The organism is Microcoleus sp. A6-C6 (assembly GCF_036705955.1).
Lineage (GTDB): Bacteria > Cyanobacteriota > Cyanobacteriia > Cyanobacteriales > Microcoleaceae > Microcoleus.
On the sequence record NZ_JAUBVR010000032.1, the window covers coordinates 52946 to 74109 of the forward strand.

Here is a 21164-nt window from a genome sequence, read left to right on the forward strand (position 1 = left end):
GTCATTAGTCATACCAATTTCATAAAGTAGCGCTAGATATTACCCCCCCAACCCCCCCCGCGAGTTCGGGGTGGCTCAGAATTCATCAATAGCATATCTTTAGAAAAATGGTATCAGTTTGCACGATCGCACCATTCTTCCTTCTTCCCTCTTCCTTCTTCCTTCGCAATTACCAAGGCGAACCAATCATCGTAAAAGCAGCCCAATAATAAGGATGCGACAAATTTTTATCGCCCCTGGCGGCCAATTCCGCAGGCAAAGGCAGAGCTTGATTATTACCCGATCGCACCAAATAACCATCCTGCAACCGCACTTCCCCGCGCAGCATCGCCAACTGCGCTTGCCGCAAAGCCTCAGCCTTAATCGGCGCCGTGCGCAACTGCTGGTAAAACTCAGTCATCAGCCCCAAAGTTCCAGCATCACTGACATACCACAAACTCGCCAAAGCCGATTTTACCCCAGCGTGCACCGCCAACCCCGCAAACCCCAACTCAGCTTGTTCGTCACCCACCGCCGTAGTACACGCACTCAAAACCAACAACTCCACCTGCGGGTTAGATAACTTCAACTCACTCAACTGATTTAACCGCAACTTAGTATCCCAAAACTGAATGTAAGAATTTTCCGATCCCCCTGGCTGAAAATCGCCGTGAGTAGCCAAGTGAATAATTTTGTATTGCGGTTGATTGCGCTTATTCTTCAAATTTGCCAAGGTAAAAGCTTCATTGAGAAAAGACGCACCAGGCCAAATCTTGCCCACAATTGTTGATATTTCCAGGGGCACAGCAGGCAAAGGATTTTGATCGTATTTTTCGGGAAACTTCGACGCACCCATCGCCAAAACTTCAGAACCTTTAACATCGGCATAGCGAGTATCAGTCAAACTCAAACTGGGAATCAACCCCAAACTATACTTTTCTACCAAGAACTGTTTGCCATCAAAAAGAGCAGCTAAAGGCAAAGTTCGCAAACCGGCATCCATTGAAAACACCAAGGTGTCAATTTTGTTAGCCTCCAATTCCGCTTGCATCGGTGCAATTAACCACTGATAAAGTTCCTGGCCAGGTTCCTTGTAATCAGTAGCATTCAATCTCTTAGGAGATCTCACAGCATTAGTGAATTCTTTAGCAACTTGCAGAACTGTTTCGCGGCTTGCAGACACAGTTTTAAAAATATTTTTGCCGTCTGGCAATAACAACACAAGTTCTAAATGTTGCTCTTTCGCCCACACATAAACGATCGCGGGTTTAACCCCAGTCAATCGATTGACACTGCTGAGAGTATCTCGGATACTTTGTGGTGTGACTGACTTTTGATCGAGATTGCCACCAAAATAACGTTCAAATTCCCGGCCCTGAGCTCTATCCCTTTGCTGCACTGCGTCGATCGGACTTATTTGCATCGCACTCGATCGAGAAATCTCAGGAAACCTCAAATTCCCGACATTTTCTGAATTTCCACCACTCGCGGGCTTCTGTGCCGTTGCCACAGTGCCACCGTTTTCTGTCGCCACAGGTGTGCCCAGATTGTCTTTTAACACAAACGGCGATAGCAGTACCGACCCGGTTGCAGTCTCATTCGATCCCCCCTCAACAGGTACAGCAGTCCCTCCTGGCGAGACATTTACGATACCGCTCTTTGACTCAGACACTGCGGGAGTCTGAGTGACAATTTGTGGAGAATTGCCTGTAGTTTTTAGTGCCACGGTGGTGGTAGTTGTTGCTGGACTCGGCAGACTGAGCACTGGGCTGGTAACACTTGAGGTGGCAGAGTTCGACTTCGAGTTTCCCGTGCCAACAGTTGCCACCGTGCAGGCTCCTAACGGGCAAGAGCTTTGTAGCAGAGTCAGCGAACCCGATCGCACCTGCCCATCTGTAGAAATGCTAACGCTGGCGCGATCGGCAGTCGTTCCCGTTCCCGCAGCCCGAAACGTTCCCCCAGCATCGATTGCCACATCGCCGCCCGTATTGCCATTAGCTTTGATCGAAACAACTTCCACATCTTTCTGCCCATTAATCTTGCTCGAACCGGCACTTCCCGACTGCGAACTCGAATTGATCACTCCTGTCACGATCCGGCCCGGCGCCACGATCGAGATATCTCCGCCACTTTTTGCACCGAAAGCATTGACATTGCCAGATTCTACCGCACCCGCGCTGCGGATGTTGATATCGCCCGCCGTCCCGTTTGCCGATCGAGATGACACAACACCAGCAGTCACATTACCTTGACTGCTAGTGATGTTAATCCCCGCATTCGAGGTAACGTCTCCGACTGTCACAGTACCGCCCATCAGAGCGATGCTAGCGTTATCAATTCCCACGATCGCACCCGTTCCCATGATCGCACCCATTCCCAAGGGCGAGCGAATCGTCGTCGGATCTTGAAATGTCACCGCCGGCGTTGAATCTGAGGCTGTGGTTGCCGGAGTAATCACAATTTGGCCGCTACCGTCAGCACGCCCGATTGCTACGGAAGCAAAGCCATTCCGCAGCGAGTTCAATTCCGCAGCAGTCAAATCCAAAGCCTCAGTCTCAGCAGCACCGGCAATCGTCACATTTTGAGCCGGATCGGACGGTTGCAGCACCAGATTGCCGTTGCTGCCGATCGAATTATTGCCACCAGTCAAATCAATTTCATTGCCTGTCAGAGTAATATTTCCCCCTGTTTCCGAGCCGCCAGCTTGGATCGCCTCAGCAGTCACTCCGTTGCGCCCTGTTAGCGTCACATTTCCCGCGCGATCGCCCCTCGTGTCGATCGCAGCCACTGTTACCGTACCCTCTGCGGTAACGCTTACATCACCCCCCGACGTGCGTGGCACTTTGGCAGAATTGACAGAAGTGCTGATGCTGGGCGGATTTCCCGTGCGTAGCTTAGCCGTAGTGACATTACCCGCCGTGCTCGTGATCCGAATTTCCTGATTGTTGGTAGTGATATTTCCCGTGCGGATATTGCCCTCAGCTTTCAGAGTAATTGAGGCATTGTCCGCCCCTGTCAGGGAACTTGTGCTCGTGATTGTTCCCAAACCCGCCGGCGATTGAATCATTAGCGGGTCATAAAATGTGAAATCATTAGCAATCAGAATCGAACCAGTACCGTTGCGGAGGCCGATCGTAATTCCAGCAAACCCATTTTGCAAACTTCCGAGATCGCTTGCCGTCAGATTCAGATAAGTAGTAGTCCCGACATCTCCTGAACCAGCGATTACAATATTTTGACCAGGGCTCCAAGGTTGGAGTACCAACAAGCCCGTGCCACTGACCGAATTTTTGTCGCCTGTCAAATTAATTTCATTACCAGTCAAAGTAATATTTCCCGAACCCGCTGCGATCGAACTAACTCCCAGAACATTCCCAGCCGTCAAAGTTACATTTGCCGACGATTTAGAACCGCTAGCATCAAGTTTTTGGGCCGTGACATTCAGGCCTTCGAGCAGAATATTGCCACTGCTACCGCTGCTAGGATTCGATGCAGAAATATTGTTTGCAACCGTCGTTCCCGGACTAATCAAACTAATATTTCCGCCGTTGCTTGACAAATTGCCCGCAGTAATTTGACTTCCCGAAATGGTGATCGCGCCACCTTGAGTGCTAATTGTATCTTGAGCATTCATCGAAAAAACACCCGCACCATTGCGATCGGCATCTGCTCTCAATGTCACCGATCCAGTAGTTGCCGAAAAGCTCAACTGATTGTCCGCCAAATCAGCAATTTTAATATCATTCAGCGCTTCCAGAACCAGATTTGTCGTCGCCGAGATACTTTCCAAAGCTCTTCTGGAAATTGTCAGCGAAGGATCAGAATTGTCTTGCTGCTGTCCTGATGGCGTTCCGGTTGCCAAAATATTACTGTTAGCAATAACTGCCGCATCCCCCGCAGCTTCTGAGGAATCTGTAATTAAAATATTTTCCGGATCGAACAGCAAAGTCCCCAAACCATTTGTCCCGGAAGTATCGACAGTGCCATTAAAAATCAATCTTTGCTTACCGGAAATTTCCACAAATCCGCCAACACCTGTGCTGGAAGTTGCAGAAACACCAGTCGCGCTGATGTTGCCGAAAAATGCTGTCGTGTTGTTCGCCCAGACAAAAACTCTGCCACCATTACCTGTGCTAGTTGCGTTGGCTGCGATCGAGCTTTTGCCATCCACATAAGTCATCGTGGCATTCGGCACCGTTCCCTCGCCACGGTAATCTCCCCCGATCCGCACCGTGCCGCCGCCATCGGGCCCCGAAGCCTCAATCTTCGCTCCCAACAGCCCTACCTTGTCGCCCAACACGTTCACAGTGCCTCCCGCACCCCCCCTGGCAGACACGTCCGCAACACCCGATACTAGAGCAGTTCTGGCACCTGCCGGTACTGTTGTGCCGCCGGTCAGTACGACTTCACCGCGATCGTTCGTAGTTAAACCAGTAGCGTTAGCCACGCCGGAACCCGATAGTAGCTTTGGCAAACTCAGAGGAGAGAAGGGAAGAGCTTCCGAACCAGGCACTCCCGCAGCCGGAGTAACTTCCAAACTCAGCAAAAGTCCATTTTGACTCAACCGCACCAGATTTTCGCCCGGAACCGCCGCCACCGTAATTTGACCACCGGGCGCCGAAAGTTTCCCCGTACTAATCACCGTACCGCTGAGCAAAGTCAAATTTTGACCAGTCTCCACAGCCAAGTCACCGGCATTGACAATACTCCCCGGCTGTGAGCCAAAAGCAAAAGTATTCGGTGTGCCCAGTAGATCTGCGTAGTTGTTTGCCCCAGTACCGTTAAACCAGCCGCTATCAAAACCGATACCGCTAGCGGTGGTAGCAAAAAAAGACCCGGACACGTCGAGTCGGGCATTATTGCCAAAAATAATCCCTGCGGGGTTGATCAAGTACAAGTTAGAATTGCCACCACTAACTTGAATTAGACCGTTAATTAAGGAAGCGTCGCCGCCGACAACGCGGCCGAGGATATTTTTAATGTTTGGGTTGGAGAGGAAATTGGCAGTTTCGCCAGAATTCAGACCAAAGCGAGTAAAACTATGGAACAGATTTGCTCCGTCTCTGGAGGGTGTGCCGCCTTTAATGTCGTAGCGAGAGGGGGCTCCTGTACCAGGTGTGATGGTGGTTCCGGTGCCGTCTGGAGCTGCAATAATCGGCCCGGCCTGGGCACTTTGAGGTTGGGGATAAATTGCCAGAATCACCCATCCGCTTCTATCTCCTTGGAGGAAAACCAGGTTGGGGAAAAAATCTAATATCAAAAATCCAGCAAGGGGAATTGCTGCCAGAATCGATCGCACAGCACGTTGAGCATTCATAAGATTTGCCTCGATCTAGACCTGAATTCGAGCTTTAAATGGAGATTTTAGGTAAAAAATAGTCGATCGCACCCCAATGCTGACAATTCCTAACGCTAACTCTCGATCGCAAATTTCAAATTTTAAGTCGAATTTTGATTGTGTCACCAACATAGCAAAGACATACAGTAAGTGTCGAAACACCAGAAGTTAAAACGCCAGAAAATTATGAGTGATCGAATTGTCCGTGCGATCGGTTTAACTGGGGGCATCGCCACCGGGAAAACCGCCATATCTAATTATCTGGCAGATACCTGTGGATTTCCGATTTTAGATGCCGATATTTACGCCCGCGAAGCTGTGCACCCAGGTTCGCCAATACTGGACTCTATTGTAGAACGATATGGCGCGGTTATTTTGCTCCCCGACGGCAATTTAAATCGCCCCGAGTTGGGAAATATTATTTTTTGTAACCCATCCGAACGGCAGTGGTTGGAACAACAGATTCACCCTTATGTGCGCCGCCGGTTAGTGGAGGGAACTCAAAGCTGTATTTCTGCATCGAATCCGGTATCGCCAAACACATTGACTGTGGTTTTGGTAGTACCACTGCTGTTTGAAGCTAACATGACTGATTTGTGTACCGAAATTTGGGTGGTATACTGTTCGCCCGAAGTGCAGTTACAACGACTGATGCAGCGAGATGGCTTGAATTGCGATCGAGCCTCGGCCCGCATTAACGCCCAGATGCGGCTAGCTCAAAAATGCCAAAAAGCTGATGTTGTTTTGGACAACTCATCAACCCTCGACTCGCTATTCGCGCAAATAGATATGCAACTCAGTCGATTTTCCATTTGAGATTTGAGATTTGAGATTTGAGATTAACTGGCGATATGGGTTGAAAAACCCGGTTTCTATAATCCCTGCGCGCAATTCTTGAATGGTTGCGTCCTCATATCAATAAATTATGAAGTTAATCTGAATAGTCGTAAAAATTTATAATTTGCGGTTGTCGTTTCCTGGTTTGAAGAGCATTTAAAGAGGATTGCAGGGGTTGAATTCTGCTTGTTGCCCGCAAACAGCAGGCAACTCGAACTTATGAGCGAACAAGCGAGTTAGATGAGGGGTTTTACCCCGTTTTGACGAAAAATCAAAAAAATTGCAGGTATTGTCAATTACTAATTGATGATTTCGCGCCAATTCAATTTTTTCCCCTGATAGCAGAGTAGAGGCTGTGTATCAAGAAGTGGAAAATACGACACGGAACTCTATGATGCGCCTCTACTCTTCTATCCTGATGTCAAGCCTGTTACTGAGCGGCACCGCAGTTAAGGCTCAAAGCATGGAAACTCGATCGACCTTTTTCTCTCAAAACAACTCTGCTTCCGAAACGATCGCCACTTTCACCGACACTCAGATCTTTTACGGAGATAAGGATAAGGATACCTTGCCCGAACGAGGCAGCGGGAGATAAATCCGAAAAAATGGATAATTTTGCCAAAAAGAAGCAAATATACTGAATTATTACTTTTAGTATGTTTGCTTCTTTTTTATTGTCGGGACAATTTCAATACGGTTCACTTAACGCTTTTTTGTCATTGCGATCGCAGAGAGAGCAAACAAGAGTGCCTATTTTTCACATCGTTTTTCCAACGGACTGTCTTAATTGAACCGTATTGGGGACAACTCGGTAAAAAAATCAAAGTAAAGCGCGAGTAGGAATCTTCGGCTTTACCTGAATTTTTTAAACTTTTTAAGCTTCAATCTTCCGCAGCTTCGCCGCCAACAACCACATCGCGAATCCGCAAACTGGGCCCGCCACAACCCACGGGTAAACCGCTTTGTCCTCCTTTACCGCAGCCGCCGGATTCATCCCAGTAGAAATCGTCGCCGATCGCCTCAATATCGGCTAAAGTGCTAAAAACATTACCCGAAAGAGTCACATCCCGCACCGGATTGTCTAGTTTGCCATCGCGAATCATCCAAGCTTCGCCAGCACTGAAAGTAAACATTTCGCCGTTAGTCATGCCGCCTTGCCAATTGCGCGCATAAACACCCTCTTTGATCCCAGAAAATAAATCAGCAACAGGTGTATCGCCCCTTTCGATCCAAGTATTCGTCATGCGGACGATCGGCGGATAGTGATAATTCAAACAGCGAGCATTACCCGTAGGCGTTTCTCCCAACTTACCCGCAGTTTCCCGCGAGTGCAGCCGCCCGACTAAAGCGCCGTCTTTAATTAACTGAGTCGTAGTCGCCGGAGTCCCTTCATCGTCATAGAAATAGCTGCCACGGTGTCCCTGTGGCGCTGCACCGTCGAAAATTTGCAAGTTTTTGGGCCCGAACTGGCGGCCCAGGGTCATAATTTCCAAGATGTCGGGATTTTCGTAGGCCATGTCGGCTTCGGAGAGGTGTCCGAAGGCTTCGTGGACGAATAATCCGCTGAGAATTGGGTCGATGACGACGGTGTAGGTGTTGCCTTGGACGGATGGCAAGGCTAGGGAATCTACGGCGCGCTGAGCGGCGCTGCGAACTTGGGTGTCAAGTTCGGTTAAATCTTCGTAAGCTTTGCGGGAACCGGTGGTTTCGCGGCCGGTTTGTACGGTTTCCCCGCTGCGGGCGGTAGCTGCAAAGCGCATTTCCATGTCTACCCAACCTTGTTCGAGCATGGTACCTTCGGAGGTGGCCAGGATCATGCGCTGGGTGCTGTCGCCGTAGCGCACGGAGATGGTGGCAATACGGGGGTCTATGCTACGCAAAATGGCTGCGTAGCGATCGCATAATTGCTTTTTCTCAATTAGCGGCACTAAACGCGGATCTGTTCCTGTCAACGGTAGGAAGCAAATGTCTTGTACTGGCTTAACTGGCGCGAGAATCGTTTCTTCTTCGCCGATCAGTTTGGCTGCGGCGATGGCTTCTTCGATTCTTTCGGCGAGGGTGGAAAGTCGGTTAAAACTGGCAAAGCCCCAGCCACCTTTGTGACAGGCTCGGACTTGGCCTCCAATTGAGACTCCTTCGCTGAGGGTTTCAATTTTTTCGCCCCGCAGCAGGATGTCTGTGCCTTCGGCTTCTTCGAGTCGAATTGCTAGATAATCTACTTGGTTGCGGTAGCGTGCCATTAAGTCTGACAGCAGATTTTTTGAGTCGGCGATCGAGGTGGGCATGAATTTGCACTATTTAACTGCATCCATTTTGCACTTTTGTTAGGGCGATCGGGCTTGTTGGTGCAAAATATCCACTCCTTGCGCGGAGATTGCGACTTATTGGTACGGTTCTGCCAATATCGTTAGTTGACAAATATAGATATCCTGTGGGTTAGGGGCAAGACGCAAGAAATTAGGCTGGTTGTTTCCGTCCTACTGGTGCTTAAATTCTCGCTCCTAAACATTCCTATAAATAAATACTTCATTCTTCACGTCTGTGAAGGTGGGCTTATAACTACTGTGAATACTTACTTTCTACCAACAATCAGCGAAATTTTAGCCTCCGAAGGCTCTGAAAATGACCTCACTCCCGATCCGAGGTCGATCGCCCAAATCGGTCGCCCGAAGTGTCCTGGGAGTCGTGCGGCTGCTAGACAGAAGGCTGAACGGGAATGGTATGGGGCGATCGCAACTTTGAATCAAATGCTTGATCGGCAAAAACACTGTCTCTCCCCAAATCCCACTTCTTGTCAGGGATTGGTTTTGTCCGGGCCGTCTTCGGTTTTGACAGAGCCCGCTGTCGCTTCCGGTTTTGCTAATTGGATTTTTACCAGTATTCCCGACAACGATGCAGGTTTGTGGTCTTTTCGTGCTAGACAAACTTTAGCTTTGCTACCGGCGGCCCAGCAGCAAATATCTGTACCGGAGGCTGCCCCGGCTTTAGCTTTGGCGATCGGCGATCCTTTGGCAAACGAGCAGTTTTGTTTGGTTTTAACTGCTACTTTTAGTCTGGTGATGGTTTTGGGTGAAAATTCGGCTGGAATGCCGGCTTTTCTATTTTCTTTCGACCCGCAAATCGCCGCCAAAGCTTGGGAAGTTTTGCGGAGCAGGGTGACTGAAAGCGATTGTTTGCTTGCCAATTCTGACGGCGGGATCAATTTGCCAGTCAGCCAATTAACTCATAATTCTACGAAATTAGACGCGCTGTTCCAGCAGTTTTTGCCTGTAGATCCAAACTATCAAACAGTCGCGCAGTTCACCCGCTTGCTGCTGCATAATTTGCCCATTGGGAAAGACGAAGTGTCGAGGGGAAAACACGAAAGAGTTGATGATAGCTTGAAAGGGCAGCAAAATATCAATTGTAAGTCTCATCTGCCTCATGCTACCAAAGAAGTGGAATTGCTACAGGCGATCGCCCACGAAGTCCGCACTCCTTTGGCCACCATCCGCACCCTGACTCGGCTGCTGCTGAAACGCCCCAAACTCGAACCGGTGGTGGTGAAGCGTTTGGAAATGATTGATGCTGAGTGTACCGCTCAGATCGATCGCTTCGGTTTAATTTTCCGCGCCGTAGAAATGGAAATGTCCCAAGCAAAAAATTCTGCGATGCAGCTAACAGCAATGTCCCTCGGTGAAGTGCTCCAAAATAGCATTCCGCGCTGGCAAAAGCAGGCGAGTCAGCGCCATCACACTTTAGATGTGATTATACCGAAAAAATTGCCAGCGGTAGTCAGCGATCCGACGATGTTGGATCAGGTTTTAAGTAATTTAATTGAGAATTTTACTCGCACTTTGCGATCGGGGAGTCGCATTCAGGTGGAGGTGACTTTAGCAGGGAGTCAGTTAAAGTTGCAGTTGGAATCGGAACACTTATCTGAAGGTAAAGGCGTATCGACTTTTGCAGAATCGGCGAATGCTCCTTTGCGATCGATCGGACCTTTGTTGATGGTGCAGCCGGAGACGGGAAGTTTGAGTTTAAATTTGAGCGTGACTAAGAATTTATTTCGGGCTGCTGGCGGCAAGTTGGTAATTCGTCAGCGCCCAGAAAAGGGTGAGGTGATGACGGTATTTTTGCCACTGCAATAGTCGATAGCAGAAGGAAGAAGGAAGAAGGAAGAAGGAAGAAGGAAGAAGGAAAAAGGAAAAAGGAAAAAGGAAAAAGTGAGCATCCTGATGAGTGTAAAAAGCGTGTTTTAGGAGTGCGAACTCCTAAAATTATGATTCGGATGGCAACGGAAACGATATCGATCGACTGAACGCGATGTGATACTTTTTACACCGGAATCTCGATCGCAAATTCTGTCCCTTCTCCCAATGCAGAAATACAACTCAGTTTTCCGCCGTGTTTTTCTTCTACAATCTGACGGGCGATTGCCAATCCCAATCCCGTTCCTTTTCCAACCTCTTTTGTAGTAAACAGGTAGTCGAATATCCGCAATTTTACTGAATCGGACATACCCATGCCGTTATCTCTGATGCGAATTACTACGGTTGAAAGGTCGATCGACATTTCAGTACAAATCATAATGCGCCCAGGTTCGGCCTGTAATTCCGCAAAAGTTCGTCCAACGCTCGCTGCGTCCAAAGCATCGATCGCGTTAGCGAGTTACAACCCACTTTCCGCCTTAACATAAAATCGCGAATTTTTGGCTAAAAAATTGCTATCTTCCATTCTATACAAGCGTTATAGCCCCTGTATGAAAATATTAATTTTTCTTGATAATTATTTTTATACGATCGATTTTTTGGGATTATTAAGAAGTATTCTCAAATTAAATCTCTAGAATGACGTTTTTTTATCAAAATATTTTTAACTGTGTTAAGAAGTGCGGAATGTGGGCTCAAAAATTCTCGCATTTCATTAGCTTGTTCTTCTGTCAATGCCGGGTAATAAAGTAACTCAACCCAAGTAATCGGACAGTAGAAAGCCTCTGCATCTCCAGCTTTAATTTCATCAAATATAGACTGAACTTCCGGCTCATCATTGAAGTAATAAATCAGGATGTTGGTATCGAGAAGATATTTAGGCGTTGCTTAATCAGGGTATGAAAAAGAACTAGGCAAAAATCCAGAAGTTTTGTGGAAAATGGTTTTTATGATTTGCATATTTAGCCGTTCATGCCGTAAATCAGTAACGCCATATTTTTTAATTAAAAACCCGGTTACTGCAAGAAACCGGGTTTTTAATCAGACGTTATTTATCGCTTTGTCGATCGCAATTAATGACTCAATGCCAATTCAGGCAATTTCGGCTCAGATGAACCATCGGGTAACACCTTAACCTGACCGTTTTCATCCACATCAACGATCGCACTTTGGCCTTCTTTCAGCTTCCCAGACAGCATTTCCTCAGCCAGTACATCTTCCAACAACCGCATGATAGCGCGGCGCAAAGGTCGAGCACCATAGCTAGGATTGTAGCCTTCTGTAACTAACAAGTCCTTGAACTTGTCTGTCACCGACAAAGTAATACCCTGTTCGGTTAAGCGGCCGAAGACTTGCTGCAACAGGATATCTGCAATCTGCTTGACTTCTTCCTTGTTCAACTGGCGGAAGACGATAATTTCATCCAAGCGGTTGATAAATTCGGGACGGAAGAACTGTTTCAATTCTTCGTTTACCAAGTTGCGAACGCGGCTGTACTGCGCGTCTGCGGCACCTTCAGCAAACTCGAAACCGAGACCACCGCCGCCTTTTTCAATCACTCGTGAACCGATGTTTGATGTCATGATCAGCAGCGTATTCTTAAAGTCTACCGTCCGACCTTTAGCATCGGTCAAACGGCCGTCTTCCAAGATTTGCAGCATCATGTTGAAGACATCCGGGTGAGCTTTTTCGATTTCGTCGAATAAGATCACTGTGTAAGGACGACGACGCACTGCTTCTGTTAGTTGACCGCCTTCGTCGTAGCCGACGTAACCCGGAGGCGAACCGATGAGTTTAGAAACAGTGTGGCGTTCCATAAACTCGGACATATCTAACCGAATCATCGCTTCTTCGGAACCGAAGAAATATGTGGCTAAGGCTTTTGTCAGTTCGGTTTTGCCGACGCCTGTGGGCCCGGAAAAGATGAAACTGGCGATCGGGCGATTGGGATTTTTCAAGCCAACCCGCGCGCGGCGGATGGCGCGAGAAACTGCGCTGACAGCTTCTTCTTGACCGATCAAGCGCTGGTGCAATGTGTCTTCCATGTGCAGCAGCAATTCCGATTCCGATTCTGTCAGCTTGCTAACTGGTACTCCCGTCCAATTTGCCACGATGTGGGCGATGTCTTCTTCGGTGACGATGGGAGAGATTCTGATCTGGCTTTTGTTGATCGTAGCTTCGGCAATTTGGGCTTCGATTTCTAATTCGCGATCGCGCAATTTACCAGCTTTATCAAAGTCTTGTTCCCGCACAGCAGCATCTTTTTCTTTGCTGACGGCCGGAAGTTGTTTTTTGAGTTCTTTAACTTCGGGCGGGGTTTGCGAGTTCAGAACGTGGACGCGGGAACCTGCTTCGTCAATTAGGTCGATCGCCTTATCTGGCAAAAATCGATCGTTAATGTACCTGTCTGACAGTGTAGCCGCTGCTTCTATAGCTGCATCGGAAATTGTCAGTCGGTGGTGCTGTTCGTAGGCCGATCGCAAGCCGTACAATATTTCTATTGTTTCAGCCACACTCGGTTCGCCGACTTTAATTGGTTGGAAGCGGCGTTCTAGGGCAGCATCGCGCTCAATGTATTTGCGATATTCGTCCAAGGTAGTTGCGCCGACACACTGCAATTCCCCTCTAGCAAGAGCCGGTTTGAGCATATTGGAGGCATCCATGCTGCCTTGAATCGCGCCTGCACCAACTAAGGTATGAATTTCATCAATTACCAGAATGATGTTGCCTGCTGCGCGAATTTCCGCCATAATTTTCGTCAGCCGTTCCTCAAATTCGCCTCGGAATTTCGTACCAGCAATCAGCGAACCCATATCGAGGCTGATTACTTGTTTGTCTTCTAAAATTTCCGGGACGTTTCTGTTAACAATTCGCTGGGCGAGGCCTTCGGCGAGGGCTGTTTTGCCGACTCCCGGTTCGCCTACTAACACCGGATTGTTCTTCGTGCGGCGTCCGAGAACTTGGATCACGCGCTCGATTTCATTTTCGCGGCCCACGACTGGATCTAGTTTGCCGGCGGCTGCTAGCTTAGTTAGGTTGGTGCCGAATTCTTCTAAAGTCGGGATTTTACGATCGCCACCGCTATCTCCTCGGCCTCCGGGTACTGCCGCGACTTCTCCCACGGCACGAATTACCTGCGTGCGGACTCTCTGGCGATCGATTCCCAGGTTTTGCAGCACCTTCGCAGCCACACCTTCATCGTCTTGAATCAGCCCCAGCAGGATGTGCTCTGTGCCGATGTAATTGTGTCCTAACTGTCGCGCTTCGTTCAGCGCCGTCTCAAAAATGCGCTTGACGCGGGGGGTAAACGGAATTTCCGGCGGGAGGAACCCGGAACCTCTACCGATAATATTTTCGATTTCATTGCGCGCCTCTTTCAAGTTGAGGCCCATATCCAGTAATACTTTTGCAGCGATTCCAGTGCCTTCGCCGACGAGTCCCAAAAGGATTTGCTCGGTGCCTACAAAATTGTGGCCGAGGCGCCGCGCTTCCTCTTGGGCTAGCATGATTGCTTTAATGGCTTGTTCTGTAAAGCGTTCAAACATATTTTTTCTATCCTACTGTCTTGGCGAGGGTTGTATCGCTGCTGGTGAGGAGCGATTTGGATCACTACACAAATTATATATGTAAATTTTTGTGTATTTCCTTTAATTCAATGTATCGCTACTAAGAGGAGGCGGACAGTGGGGAGAGCCGAATAGTTGGGGTGTGTTTGCCGTCTGGCTGTGTGATCGAACTGTGCCAATGCAAATTAATGTTATCAATCACGATTTCACTCATTTCCCAACATACTGTGTTGCCGCTCCCCTGTCAAGCATTCTCTTAAAGCGAGCTATCGACAATGTTTCTTCGGGCGGGGGAATGCTTTTGTTTCAAATTACGTACTTTGAGCAAAAGTATTGCACCCCAAAGCAATTTTATTGTAACAGTTTGACTTACGCACGGGCGGTCAGAAACCGGGTTTTTTACTAAAATCCTTCGTTGCAGCCTGTAGATTTGGTAAAAAACACGGTTTATTGGGGCTTTGTGCGTCCAGGAATCTACAGGTTAAGGGACTTATGGGCGATCGCCATTCCCAAATTAGCTGCCTTTTGAAATTGCTATTAATCGCCTACTTGCAAAATCTACGATCGAGACTTGAAGCCGTGAATTTTTCTTGTCATCTTTTCCTTAAACCCATGACAATTTCCTGACTTTAAAGCCATTGTGGAACCAACTGTTTAATAACTTTCACAAACCCGATCGCAATTTGAATCAGCGGCCAACCCACAAAACAGATTAACACCGCCCAGCGAGTTTTAATATCCAAACCTTGGCGAACCGCCACAATTACAGATAGCAAGCTCCACACAGCTAATATCCGCTCTATCCCTTCTCCCAGCAAGGGAATTAACGTTAAAAAATTCAGCACTTGCGGGGCGTAGGCAAATCCGATCGGAACCAACAACTCCCCATAACTTACATGACCTGGTTTCAGCCACTGCCCGATTTTAAAGATAGTGAAAGTCCAAAAATAATAACCCCCCACCAGTGCCAAAGCATCTATCCAAAGTGCTAACAATAACACGGATAGCTCAGTTCGATTGATTAACAAAATGACGGCACTGCCAAAAACGCGGGACACCGCTGCTAAAATTACAATCGTTAAAGCTATCCGCTTCGTTCTGGCAGTGTAGGGAGTTTTTTCGTAAAAGTTGCTGTTCAAAGAAAGTGAGTTCCACAGCGTTCTTCGCAAACCAGCAATTGAATCTTCTCCCTTCACGTTTAACTCCTGCTCCTCAAGATAGTTGACAACTCGGACAAAATAAGCTCTAATACAGCACAATCACCAAAATATTTCTACATAATTAGGTAATTAACAGGCATTCTACCAGATTTTATTCAATGCTAAGATTGATTTTGCAGATACTTGCGTGGCTGCGCGGAGGAAGTTTAAATTTGTTGCTCATCGCAGGTCTAATCCTGTTAGTTTGGGGCATTCTTTCGCCAGTGGGAACTGTTATATGGTGGCTTGGTCAAAGTGCCGAAACTTTGGGTTTTAAGAAAAATTCGCCGGAGATATTGCCCCCGAACGAAAGCAGCCCGGAAGCGCGCAAGTCTTCGTCACTCAATTGTTATATCATCTTTTTGCCCGGAGTTGGCGATTTTTCGGGGGACGAACTAACAGCGGGAGAAGCATTTTTTCTCAACCATTTAGTTAAAAGTCACCCGCAGTGCGTAGCAGTGGGGGATATTTTTCCTTATTCAGCTTCTAACAAAAGTTTAGGCGGACAGCGCTGGCTAGCTCCTTTTTGGCGGTTTGCAGCACAGGCAAAAAGTGGGCCGATTGCGGCGGATATATTCATCAAAATTCGCAATCTTTGGAGGTTTGCAATTTCTCTCGATTATCGCTACGGTTTTGCATACAATCAGGGAATTGCTCATGCAATTATCGAGCGCATGAATGCTCAATCTCCGATTTCAGCTAATCCTCAAAAACCTTTGCAAGTTATTTTAATTGGCACTAGCGGCGGCGCACAAGTTGCTTTGGGTGCTACTCCCTATCTTAAAGAATGGCTGAAAGCAGAAATTACTGTTATTTCAGTTGGGGGCGTGTTTTCGGGAGAAAATGGTTTTGCAGAAGCCGATCGCATTTTCCATTTTCGTGGCACTCGCGATTCAATTGAAGATATTGGCGGCATCGTTTTTCCAACTCGCTGGTACTGGTTCGCGACTTCTCCTTTCAATCAAGCTCGTTTGCAAGGACGCTACGCAGAAGCTGTCAGCGGCCCTCAAAAGCACGACGGCGATGATGGATATTTTGGCGAAAATCTGGCGGATAACGGTCAAAAGTATGTAGATATCACGCTGGATAAGATTAATCAATTGCCTGTTTGGTCTGAGGGCGCGGCCCAAAGAAAGGACTGAAGTCCGAACGATCGAACCTATAAAAATGTAATGATGTGTGCCTTCTACCGACGGCGGTCATTTGAAGAATTTATGCTCGAATCAATTCAACTTTATCATCTTTTGTAAATATGCCAAATTAAATCAACTGATGATATTTTTTCACTGTGAAAAGGCGCTTGATTAACTGAGTTGCATTATAGTTGCGCTCCTTTGAGTTGCCCTTTTTCTGTTACATCGCTTTTGCTGCTCGCGGCGCAAAAAAAAGAATTTTTACCTATTGACTTTGGTTGATTTTTGAGTTATATTTTAGATAATGCAAGTGGTAACTTAAATTTAAAAATTGTAACCACTCCCATTATTATATGATACCTTTTTAGACCGGCAATGTCAAGCTTTTACCCCAAAAAAAAGGGCGTTTTTTTAAAATGTTATCACAAAAAATATATTGTTGGTAAATGGAGATCTCCGTGCGCGACAGTAGTTGATGGCGGAAGATTCAATCCCAGGATTGCAATTGTACAACCCAGTGCTGCACAAAAGCCGAAATGCGATCGCGCCGCGTCTCAAAAGTAGCAGCAATCCAGATAAACAAAATCCCAAAAGCCAAGCCGATCGCCCATTTAATCAGGGGATAGTCAAAAATCAGCACCACCAACTGATAAAAAACATTGATTAAGAAAATTCCGGTTCCCACAAACAAAAACGCCCGCACTCGCAGCGCCAAACCCGCAGCAATCGCCACCAAGCTAAAAAATCCTGCAACTAAACCGTGGTTGTGCTGAGTCAAAAGAGGTATCCCACAAATCAGCGCCGTGGCTACCATTCGCAGATTGTGGCGCAGGGTTTTTTGGGCTGGTAGTTGCAAAGTGCGATCGCACTGAGCAACGTAAAGGAAAGAAAGTCCTAAAGGAGTAAAATACCATTCCGGCTGAGTCAATCCGATTTGTCCAAACCACCGCAGCAATATCCAGTCAATTATTGCCACACTCACATAGGTAAAACGGACTTCGCGCTTTTCCCAAGCTAGGAAAACATAGAAGGCGGCAGCTATGAGGAAACTAATCGGATAAAACTTAGCCGGAGATTCCAAAATAGCGACTATGGGAATGAGAGACGCAATTATCTGCCAAGGTTTTTTTGACCAACCCCAGTTATCCCAAGGTAAGATGTAAATTAAATAGGCAAATAGAGAAGCAAAAGCAACTTTCCACGGCGCCAGCGGCCCGGAAATGTACTTGACTAAAGGTGTATTGAGCCAGTAAAGCCGGATGCCAAAGGCTTCTAGCCAGCCTAAGTAAATCCAAATTTCTGCCCATTGGCGATCGAGATTATTTCGCCCTTGTAAGAAAGCGTATTGCACTAATAGAGTACCAGCAACTAATCCTAAATTTACGCCGGATTTAATATAGTTGCCAGAAGCTGAAATCAGCAGCCAACTGCTCAAAATCCAGTGCAGATGAGCGAATATTTTTAATTCGGCATTTGTTAAATGCAAATATCTGCTCAACCAACGAGATAAAATGCGATAGATATAAGTTAAAGTTGTGCCGAGAGTTGCTAGCACAATTAAGCCGTCGCCAAAAGCTCCTCCTGATGTGCGAGAAATTTGATAAAACACTGATTCGTAAGCGGAAGCTGATACGCCAATTAATCCCAAATAAACCAGAGGTTTAAATTCTTGCTGCCGCCTGCCAATGCCGATCGCAATTAAAGACGCACCTAACGAGATTAAACCTGTACCATTGGTAAAGGTGTGCGATCGCAAAATCAAGCCCAACAACCCGTAAAGCAGAGGTATAACGTGAATGCTGGGTAAAATTTGGCGATCATCGGGATTGCGCCGCCGCCACCAATCGCCCAACAATTGGGTAAATAAGCCGATCGCAATATTCGCCACTGCCAAATTAATCGTATTGCGTCCAATAAAACTCAAACCAACTGCTGTCAGCAACTCCAAACTCCAAGCCAAAGCATAAATTGCCAGCGGGGGAAGTTGACGGAAACTTCGGAAAACAATCGCAGCCATGATTACCAAAGTAGCAGCTAATACTTGAACAGAGGGCGAGAAATTCAGGGTACTGCGTGTGTAGATATCATAGGAATAAACAGTGATGTTTGTTAACAGCAAGGCTGCGAGTAAGATTGCCCAACCATCTAAAGCTCGATCGTAAATTTGAGCTAAGGTCGAAGGTTCACGCAGACTGCTAGAATAACGAACAATCGTGCTGCGAAGCAACCAGAGACACAAAAGTGCGATCGCCCCAGCAATTGCCCAAGCCCAACCAGACACAAAACCTAATTGATAAATCGCCGCAGCTACGAAACTCAAGCCAAACCCCACTCCAATTGCAGCCGCTGGAAGCTCAACTAAATAGTAAGTATTGACTAACATCAACAGCGCTGCCAAACCCAAACCAATTAACCGAGATCCCGGAAAAGTAAAAATTAGAATTTGTGCGAATATTAAGGCGATCGCACTCAAGGTACTGGCAACTTGTTTGTGAGGAACTTCAGTATATTTAGCAACAGCAGTCAAAGCCAAAGGTGTCGCCAGCCAGAGCAAACTCCACTGAGAGTGTACATTACTGTACAGCAAGATAAAACTCAATCCTGCCAACACCAATCCCAAATACCAGGAACTTTGGAATAATGCAGGATGCCACCGAAAAAATGCAGAATCTTCTCTGACATTTGCTACTTTCATCCAGACAAAAAATGCCCATTCAGACGCCATAAAAATCAATAAAATTCCTGCCCAAATATTCGTTTTCTGGTTCGGTAAAAATAAGTCAATTGCCGAACATATCGCGCATAAACCTATAATGTGAGTCAGGTAAACCCAAAATGCCGGATTTGGATGTTGATCAACAGCAGAAGTAGGCGTCACAACTCGCCGGGAATTATCGGGAATTACGTATTTCCAGGCGATCCAACCTAAAGTTAAAGTAGAGACGAATAAATTGATCGATCGCCAAAAGGGATTGACTAAACTAAGAGTAGTTAAAACACTGCCCAAACCGAGAGCAAGATTTTCACCAAAATGGGCAAGTGGAACCTTTCGCGATCGGTAGAGCCACTGCGCCACGCTTACCGTTAAAATTAAATAGGGCAAGAGCAAAACACCCCAAAAAGCCCAAGGAGTTTGCTGAGAGTTGGTAAGCTGAGTTAAAGATATAACAAATTGTGTTTTAAGCGCTAAAGGAACAACTCGCCAAACCAGCCAAATGCTCTGAAGTCCAACAGCAAAAAGCATTAGCAAATCAAGCTTTTGCCAAAACCGCACTAAGCGATTATAGAAAAACCAAATAGCCAAGATGCTAATTGCGATCGCCTGTAGGGGAATTTCGCGAAAACAAACCAGCCACCCCAAACCCAACAAACCCCCTCCGGCTAATTGCCAATTAAAAAAGTTACCAGGATTTTGTTGGTGCGATATATTATTTTTAATAGTCCCAGATGCCAGGGGCTGTGGCCAATCCAGCCACGCTAATAGCACGCCGCAAATTCCCAAAGCTAAACCCATTTCAGGGATATTGATATTCTTGACAAATATCGCCCGACCAAGTAAAATTCCTAAGGAATAAGCGACTAAAGCAGCTTTTTTGTAAGTTAAAAAATCTCGGCTGGAACTGAAAGCACCAGCGATAGTTTCGCTATCTCCTCCACCTTTGATAGATTGCAACCGTTGTTGTTGAACTTGATAAACTGTAGCGACAGTAGTTCCCACGGTACCCAAATAAACCGCTGCTATGGAAAAGCCTACAAATCCCCAACCCCAGTGCAAATAACTCAATCCCAAGTGATTTATGGCGATCGAGGTAGTTACATTTTTCCCCCACAAACTTTGATACTGATCTTTAATAATTCCGCGTGTTATCCAAGTTAAAATAAATGCGGCGACGATGGCGACTGCCCAATCCCAAGGATATCGCCACAATCCAAAGGTATCCATCGCCCAGAAATTTATTGGCACTAGCAACAGGGTAACTTCTTGCAAAGTTTGAGCAGTCAAGTGTAAATTAGACTGTTTTTTTGCCCAACTACCGATCGCCCAAAAAGTTAAAGTATAAGCTAACAAAACTCCATATTGTCCGGCAGCCGGAAATCTTTCCCACTGACTGGCAGCTAAGACTCCTGAGGAGACAACTACCATGAACACTCCTAAAAATAACAGCCACACGACGCTAATTTCGGCTATGAGCGACTGCAAAATTTGAGCTACAAAAGTTGGGGTTTGAGGGGTTTCTGCGCGCTCCGCAACGTTTTTTGTGGTGCTGGGCAATGCTTTTTGTGTTGCTAGAGCTGGTACTTTGGGTTCGGGAATAGGAGAGTTCGGGCGATCGTCAATTTCAGAAAGGGCTACAGCGGGATCGGGCAGCGGGCAGACTAAATGCTGTCGGCACAATTGCTCAACCTCAGCGGGCGAAATCAAACCCAGGCGCAGCCACGCATCTAAACCTGTCAGCAACTCAGGATGCGACGCTAAGATGCTGAATTCTATTTTGCTCGATCGACCTTTGGGAGACGACATCGGCTTAAACTGCTACTAGCTACATTCCAGCTATAGCCTAGATTACTGTCGATCGAACATCCGAGTATTCCGCCCTGAAAATTGGCACAATAAGTATAGCAGTGGACAGTTGACAGTGGACAGTTGACAGTTGACAGTTGACAGTTGCATAACGGGAATCAAACCATTGATGCAGTAAGGGTATCGGCTTTATTCATGAAGTTCTTTATGTCCTCACCGATGTGGCGGTTCCTATATTTATCGCCACACTAAAAAATAACCGCGTACATCTGCCTGTATCTGCGGTTAAAAACTCCCAATTAGGAGACAGCATTGCCGTGTTCTTACAAAAAAACTAGCGGAATGCGGAAAGCGAGCGTGACTTTAGTGCGCTCGATGAAAGCGGGCGGGGACTTCAGTC

General features: G+C 46.9%; 11 protein-coding genes and 1 pseudogene. 4 read left to right on the forward strand and 8 right to left on the reverse strand.

Annotated elements, in window-relative coordinates:
• Positions 1-169: 169 nt before the first annotated feature.
• Entirely contained in the window at positions 170-5296 is a 5127-nt protein-coding gene (locus QUB52_RS14960) for a CHAT domain-containing protein (protein ID WP_332973427.1), read from the reverse strand.
• A gap of 15 nt (positions 5297-5311) precedes the next feature.
• Positions 5312-5443, reverse strand: coding sequence for a hypothetical protein (locus QUB52_RS14965; RefSeq protein WP_332969860.1), 132 nt, complete (start codon positions 5441-5443; stop codon positions 5312-5314).
• A gap of 60 nt (positions 5444-5503) precedes the next feature.
• Between QUB52_RS14965 and coaE the strand changes: the two genes are divergently transcribed.
• Both coaE and patX read left to right on the forward strand, forming a co-directional pair.
• Positions 5504-6133 (forward strand): dephospho-CoA kinase, encoded by a 630-nt coding sequence (gene coaE / locus QUB52_RS14970; protein ID WP_332973429.1) that lies wholly within the window; start codon positions 5504-5506, stop codon positions 6131-6133.
• Between the two features lie 412 nt (positions 6134-6545).
• Complete coding sequence (gene patX, locus QUB52_RS14975; protein WP_332973430.1) at positions 6546-6749, forward strand: heterocyst-inhibiting protein PatX; 204 nt, start codon at positions 6546-6548, stop codon at positions 6747-6749.
• A gap of 286 nt (positions 6750-7035) precedes the next feature.
• Here the strand turns inward: patX and QUB52_RS14980 are convergent, their stop codons facing one another.
• Positions 7036-8439 (reverse strand): TldD/PmbA family protein, encoded by a 1404-nt coding sequence (locus tag QUB52_RS14980; protein ID WP_265234238.1) that lies wholly within the window; start codon positions 8437-8439, stop codon positions 7036-7038.
• 279 nt (positions 8440-8718) lie between these two features.
• Here QUB52_RS14980 and QUB52_RS14985 point away from each other — a divergent pair, with 279 nt between their 5' ends.
• The gene (locus QUB52_RS14985; protein ID WP_265234239.1) at positions 8719-10284 is read left to right on the forward strand and encodes a sensor histidine kinase; all 1566 of its coding nucleotides are present in this window, start codon (positions 8719-8721) and stop codon (positions 10282-10284) included.
• Positions 10285-10471: 187 nt separating this feature from the next.
• On the opposite strand, the gene QUB52_RS14990 is transcribed toward QUB52_RS14985, so the two are convergent.
• The 4 genes and pseudogenes from QUB52_RS14990 to QUB52_RS15005 all read right to left on the reverse strand — a co-directional run bounded on the left by QUB52_RS14990 (position 10472) and on the right by QUB52_RS15005 (position 15106).
• A complete protein-coding gene (locus QUB52_RS14990; RefSeq protein ID WP_332973433.1) occupies positions 10472-10792 on the reverse strand; it encodes a sensor histidine kinase in 321 nt (106 codons plus the stop codon).
• Between the two features lie 173 nt (positions 10793-10965).
• A pseudogene (locus tag QUB52_RS14995) lies at positions 10966-11208 on the reverse strand (hypothetical protein); the annotation flags it as partial.
• A 209-nt stretch (positions 11209-11417) separates the two neighbouring features.
• Positions 11418-13889, reverse strand: a complete 2472-nt coding sequence (locus QUB52_RS15000; protein WP_265234240.1) for an ATP-dependent Clp protease ATP-binding subunit — start codon at positions 13887-13889, stop codon at positions 11418-11420.
• Positions 13890-14539: 650 nt separating this feature from the next.
• On the reverse strand, positions 14540-15106 hold the full coding sequence (locus tag QUB52_RS15005) for a hypothetical protein (protein WP_265234244.1): 567 nt from the start codon (positions 15104-15106) through the stop codon (positions 14540-14542).
• Positions 15107-15228: 122 nt separating this feature from the next.
• Here QUB52_RS15005 and QUB52_RS15010 point away from each other — a divergent pair, with 122 nt between their 5' ends.
• Positions 15229-16251 (forward strand): hypothetical protein, encoded by a 1023-nt coding sequence (locus QUB52_RS15010; RefSeq protein WP_332973431.1) that lies wholly within the window; start codon positions 15229-15231, stop codon positions 16249-16251.
• A gap of 478 nt (positions 16252-16729) precedes the next feature.
• Here QUB52_RS15010 and QUB52_RS15015 read toward each other — a convergent pair whose 3' ends face one another.
• Complete coding sequence (locus QUB52_RS15015) at positions 16730-20764, reverse strand: hypothetical protein (RefSeq protein ID WP_332973432.1); 4035 nt, start codon at positions 20762-20764, stop codon at positions 16730-16732.
• Positions 20765-21164 lie beyond the last annotated feature (400 nt).

What these genes read in the sequence shown, in the direction of transcription:
- QUB52_RS14980 (WP_265234238.1), bottom strand. Translation starts at nt 8,439, where the DNA reads ATGCCCACCTCGATCGCCGACTCAAAAAATCTGCTGTCAGACTTAATG.
- coaE (WP_332973429.1), top strand. Translation starts at nt 5,504, where the DNA reads ATGAGTGATCGAATTGTCCGTGCGATCGGTTTAACTGGGGGCATCGCC.
- QUB52_RS15010 (WP_332973431.1), top strand. Translation starts at nt 15,229, where the DNA reads ATGCTAAGATTGATTTTGCAGATACTTGCGTGGCTGCGCGGAGGAAGT.
- QUB52_RS15000 (WP_265234240.1), bottom strand. Translation starts at nt 13,889, where the DNA reads ATGTTTGAACGCTTTACAGAACAAGCCATTAAAGCAATCATGCTAGCC.
- patX (WP_332973430.1), top strand. Translation starts at nt 6,546, where the DNA reads ATGATGCGCCTCTACTCTTCTATCCTGATGTCAAGCCTGTTACTGAGC.
- QUB52_RS15015 (WP_332973432.1), bottom strand. Translation starts at nt 20,764, where the DNA reads ATGTCGTCTCCCAAAGGTCGATCGAGCAAAATAGAATTCAGCATCTTA.
- QUB52_RS14960 (WP_332973427.1), bottom strand. Translation starts at nt 5,296, where the DNA reads ATGAATGCTCAACGTGCTGTGCGATCGATTCTGGCAGCAATTCCCCTT.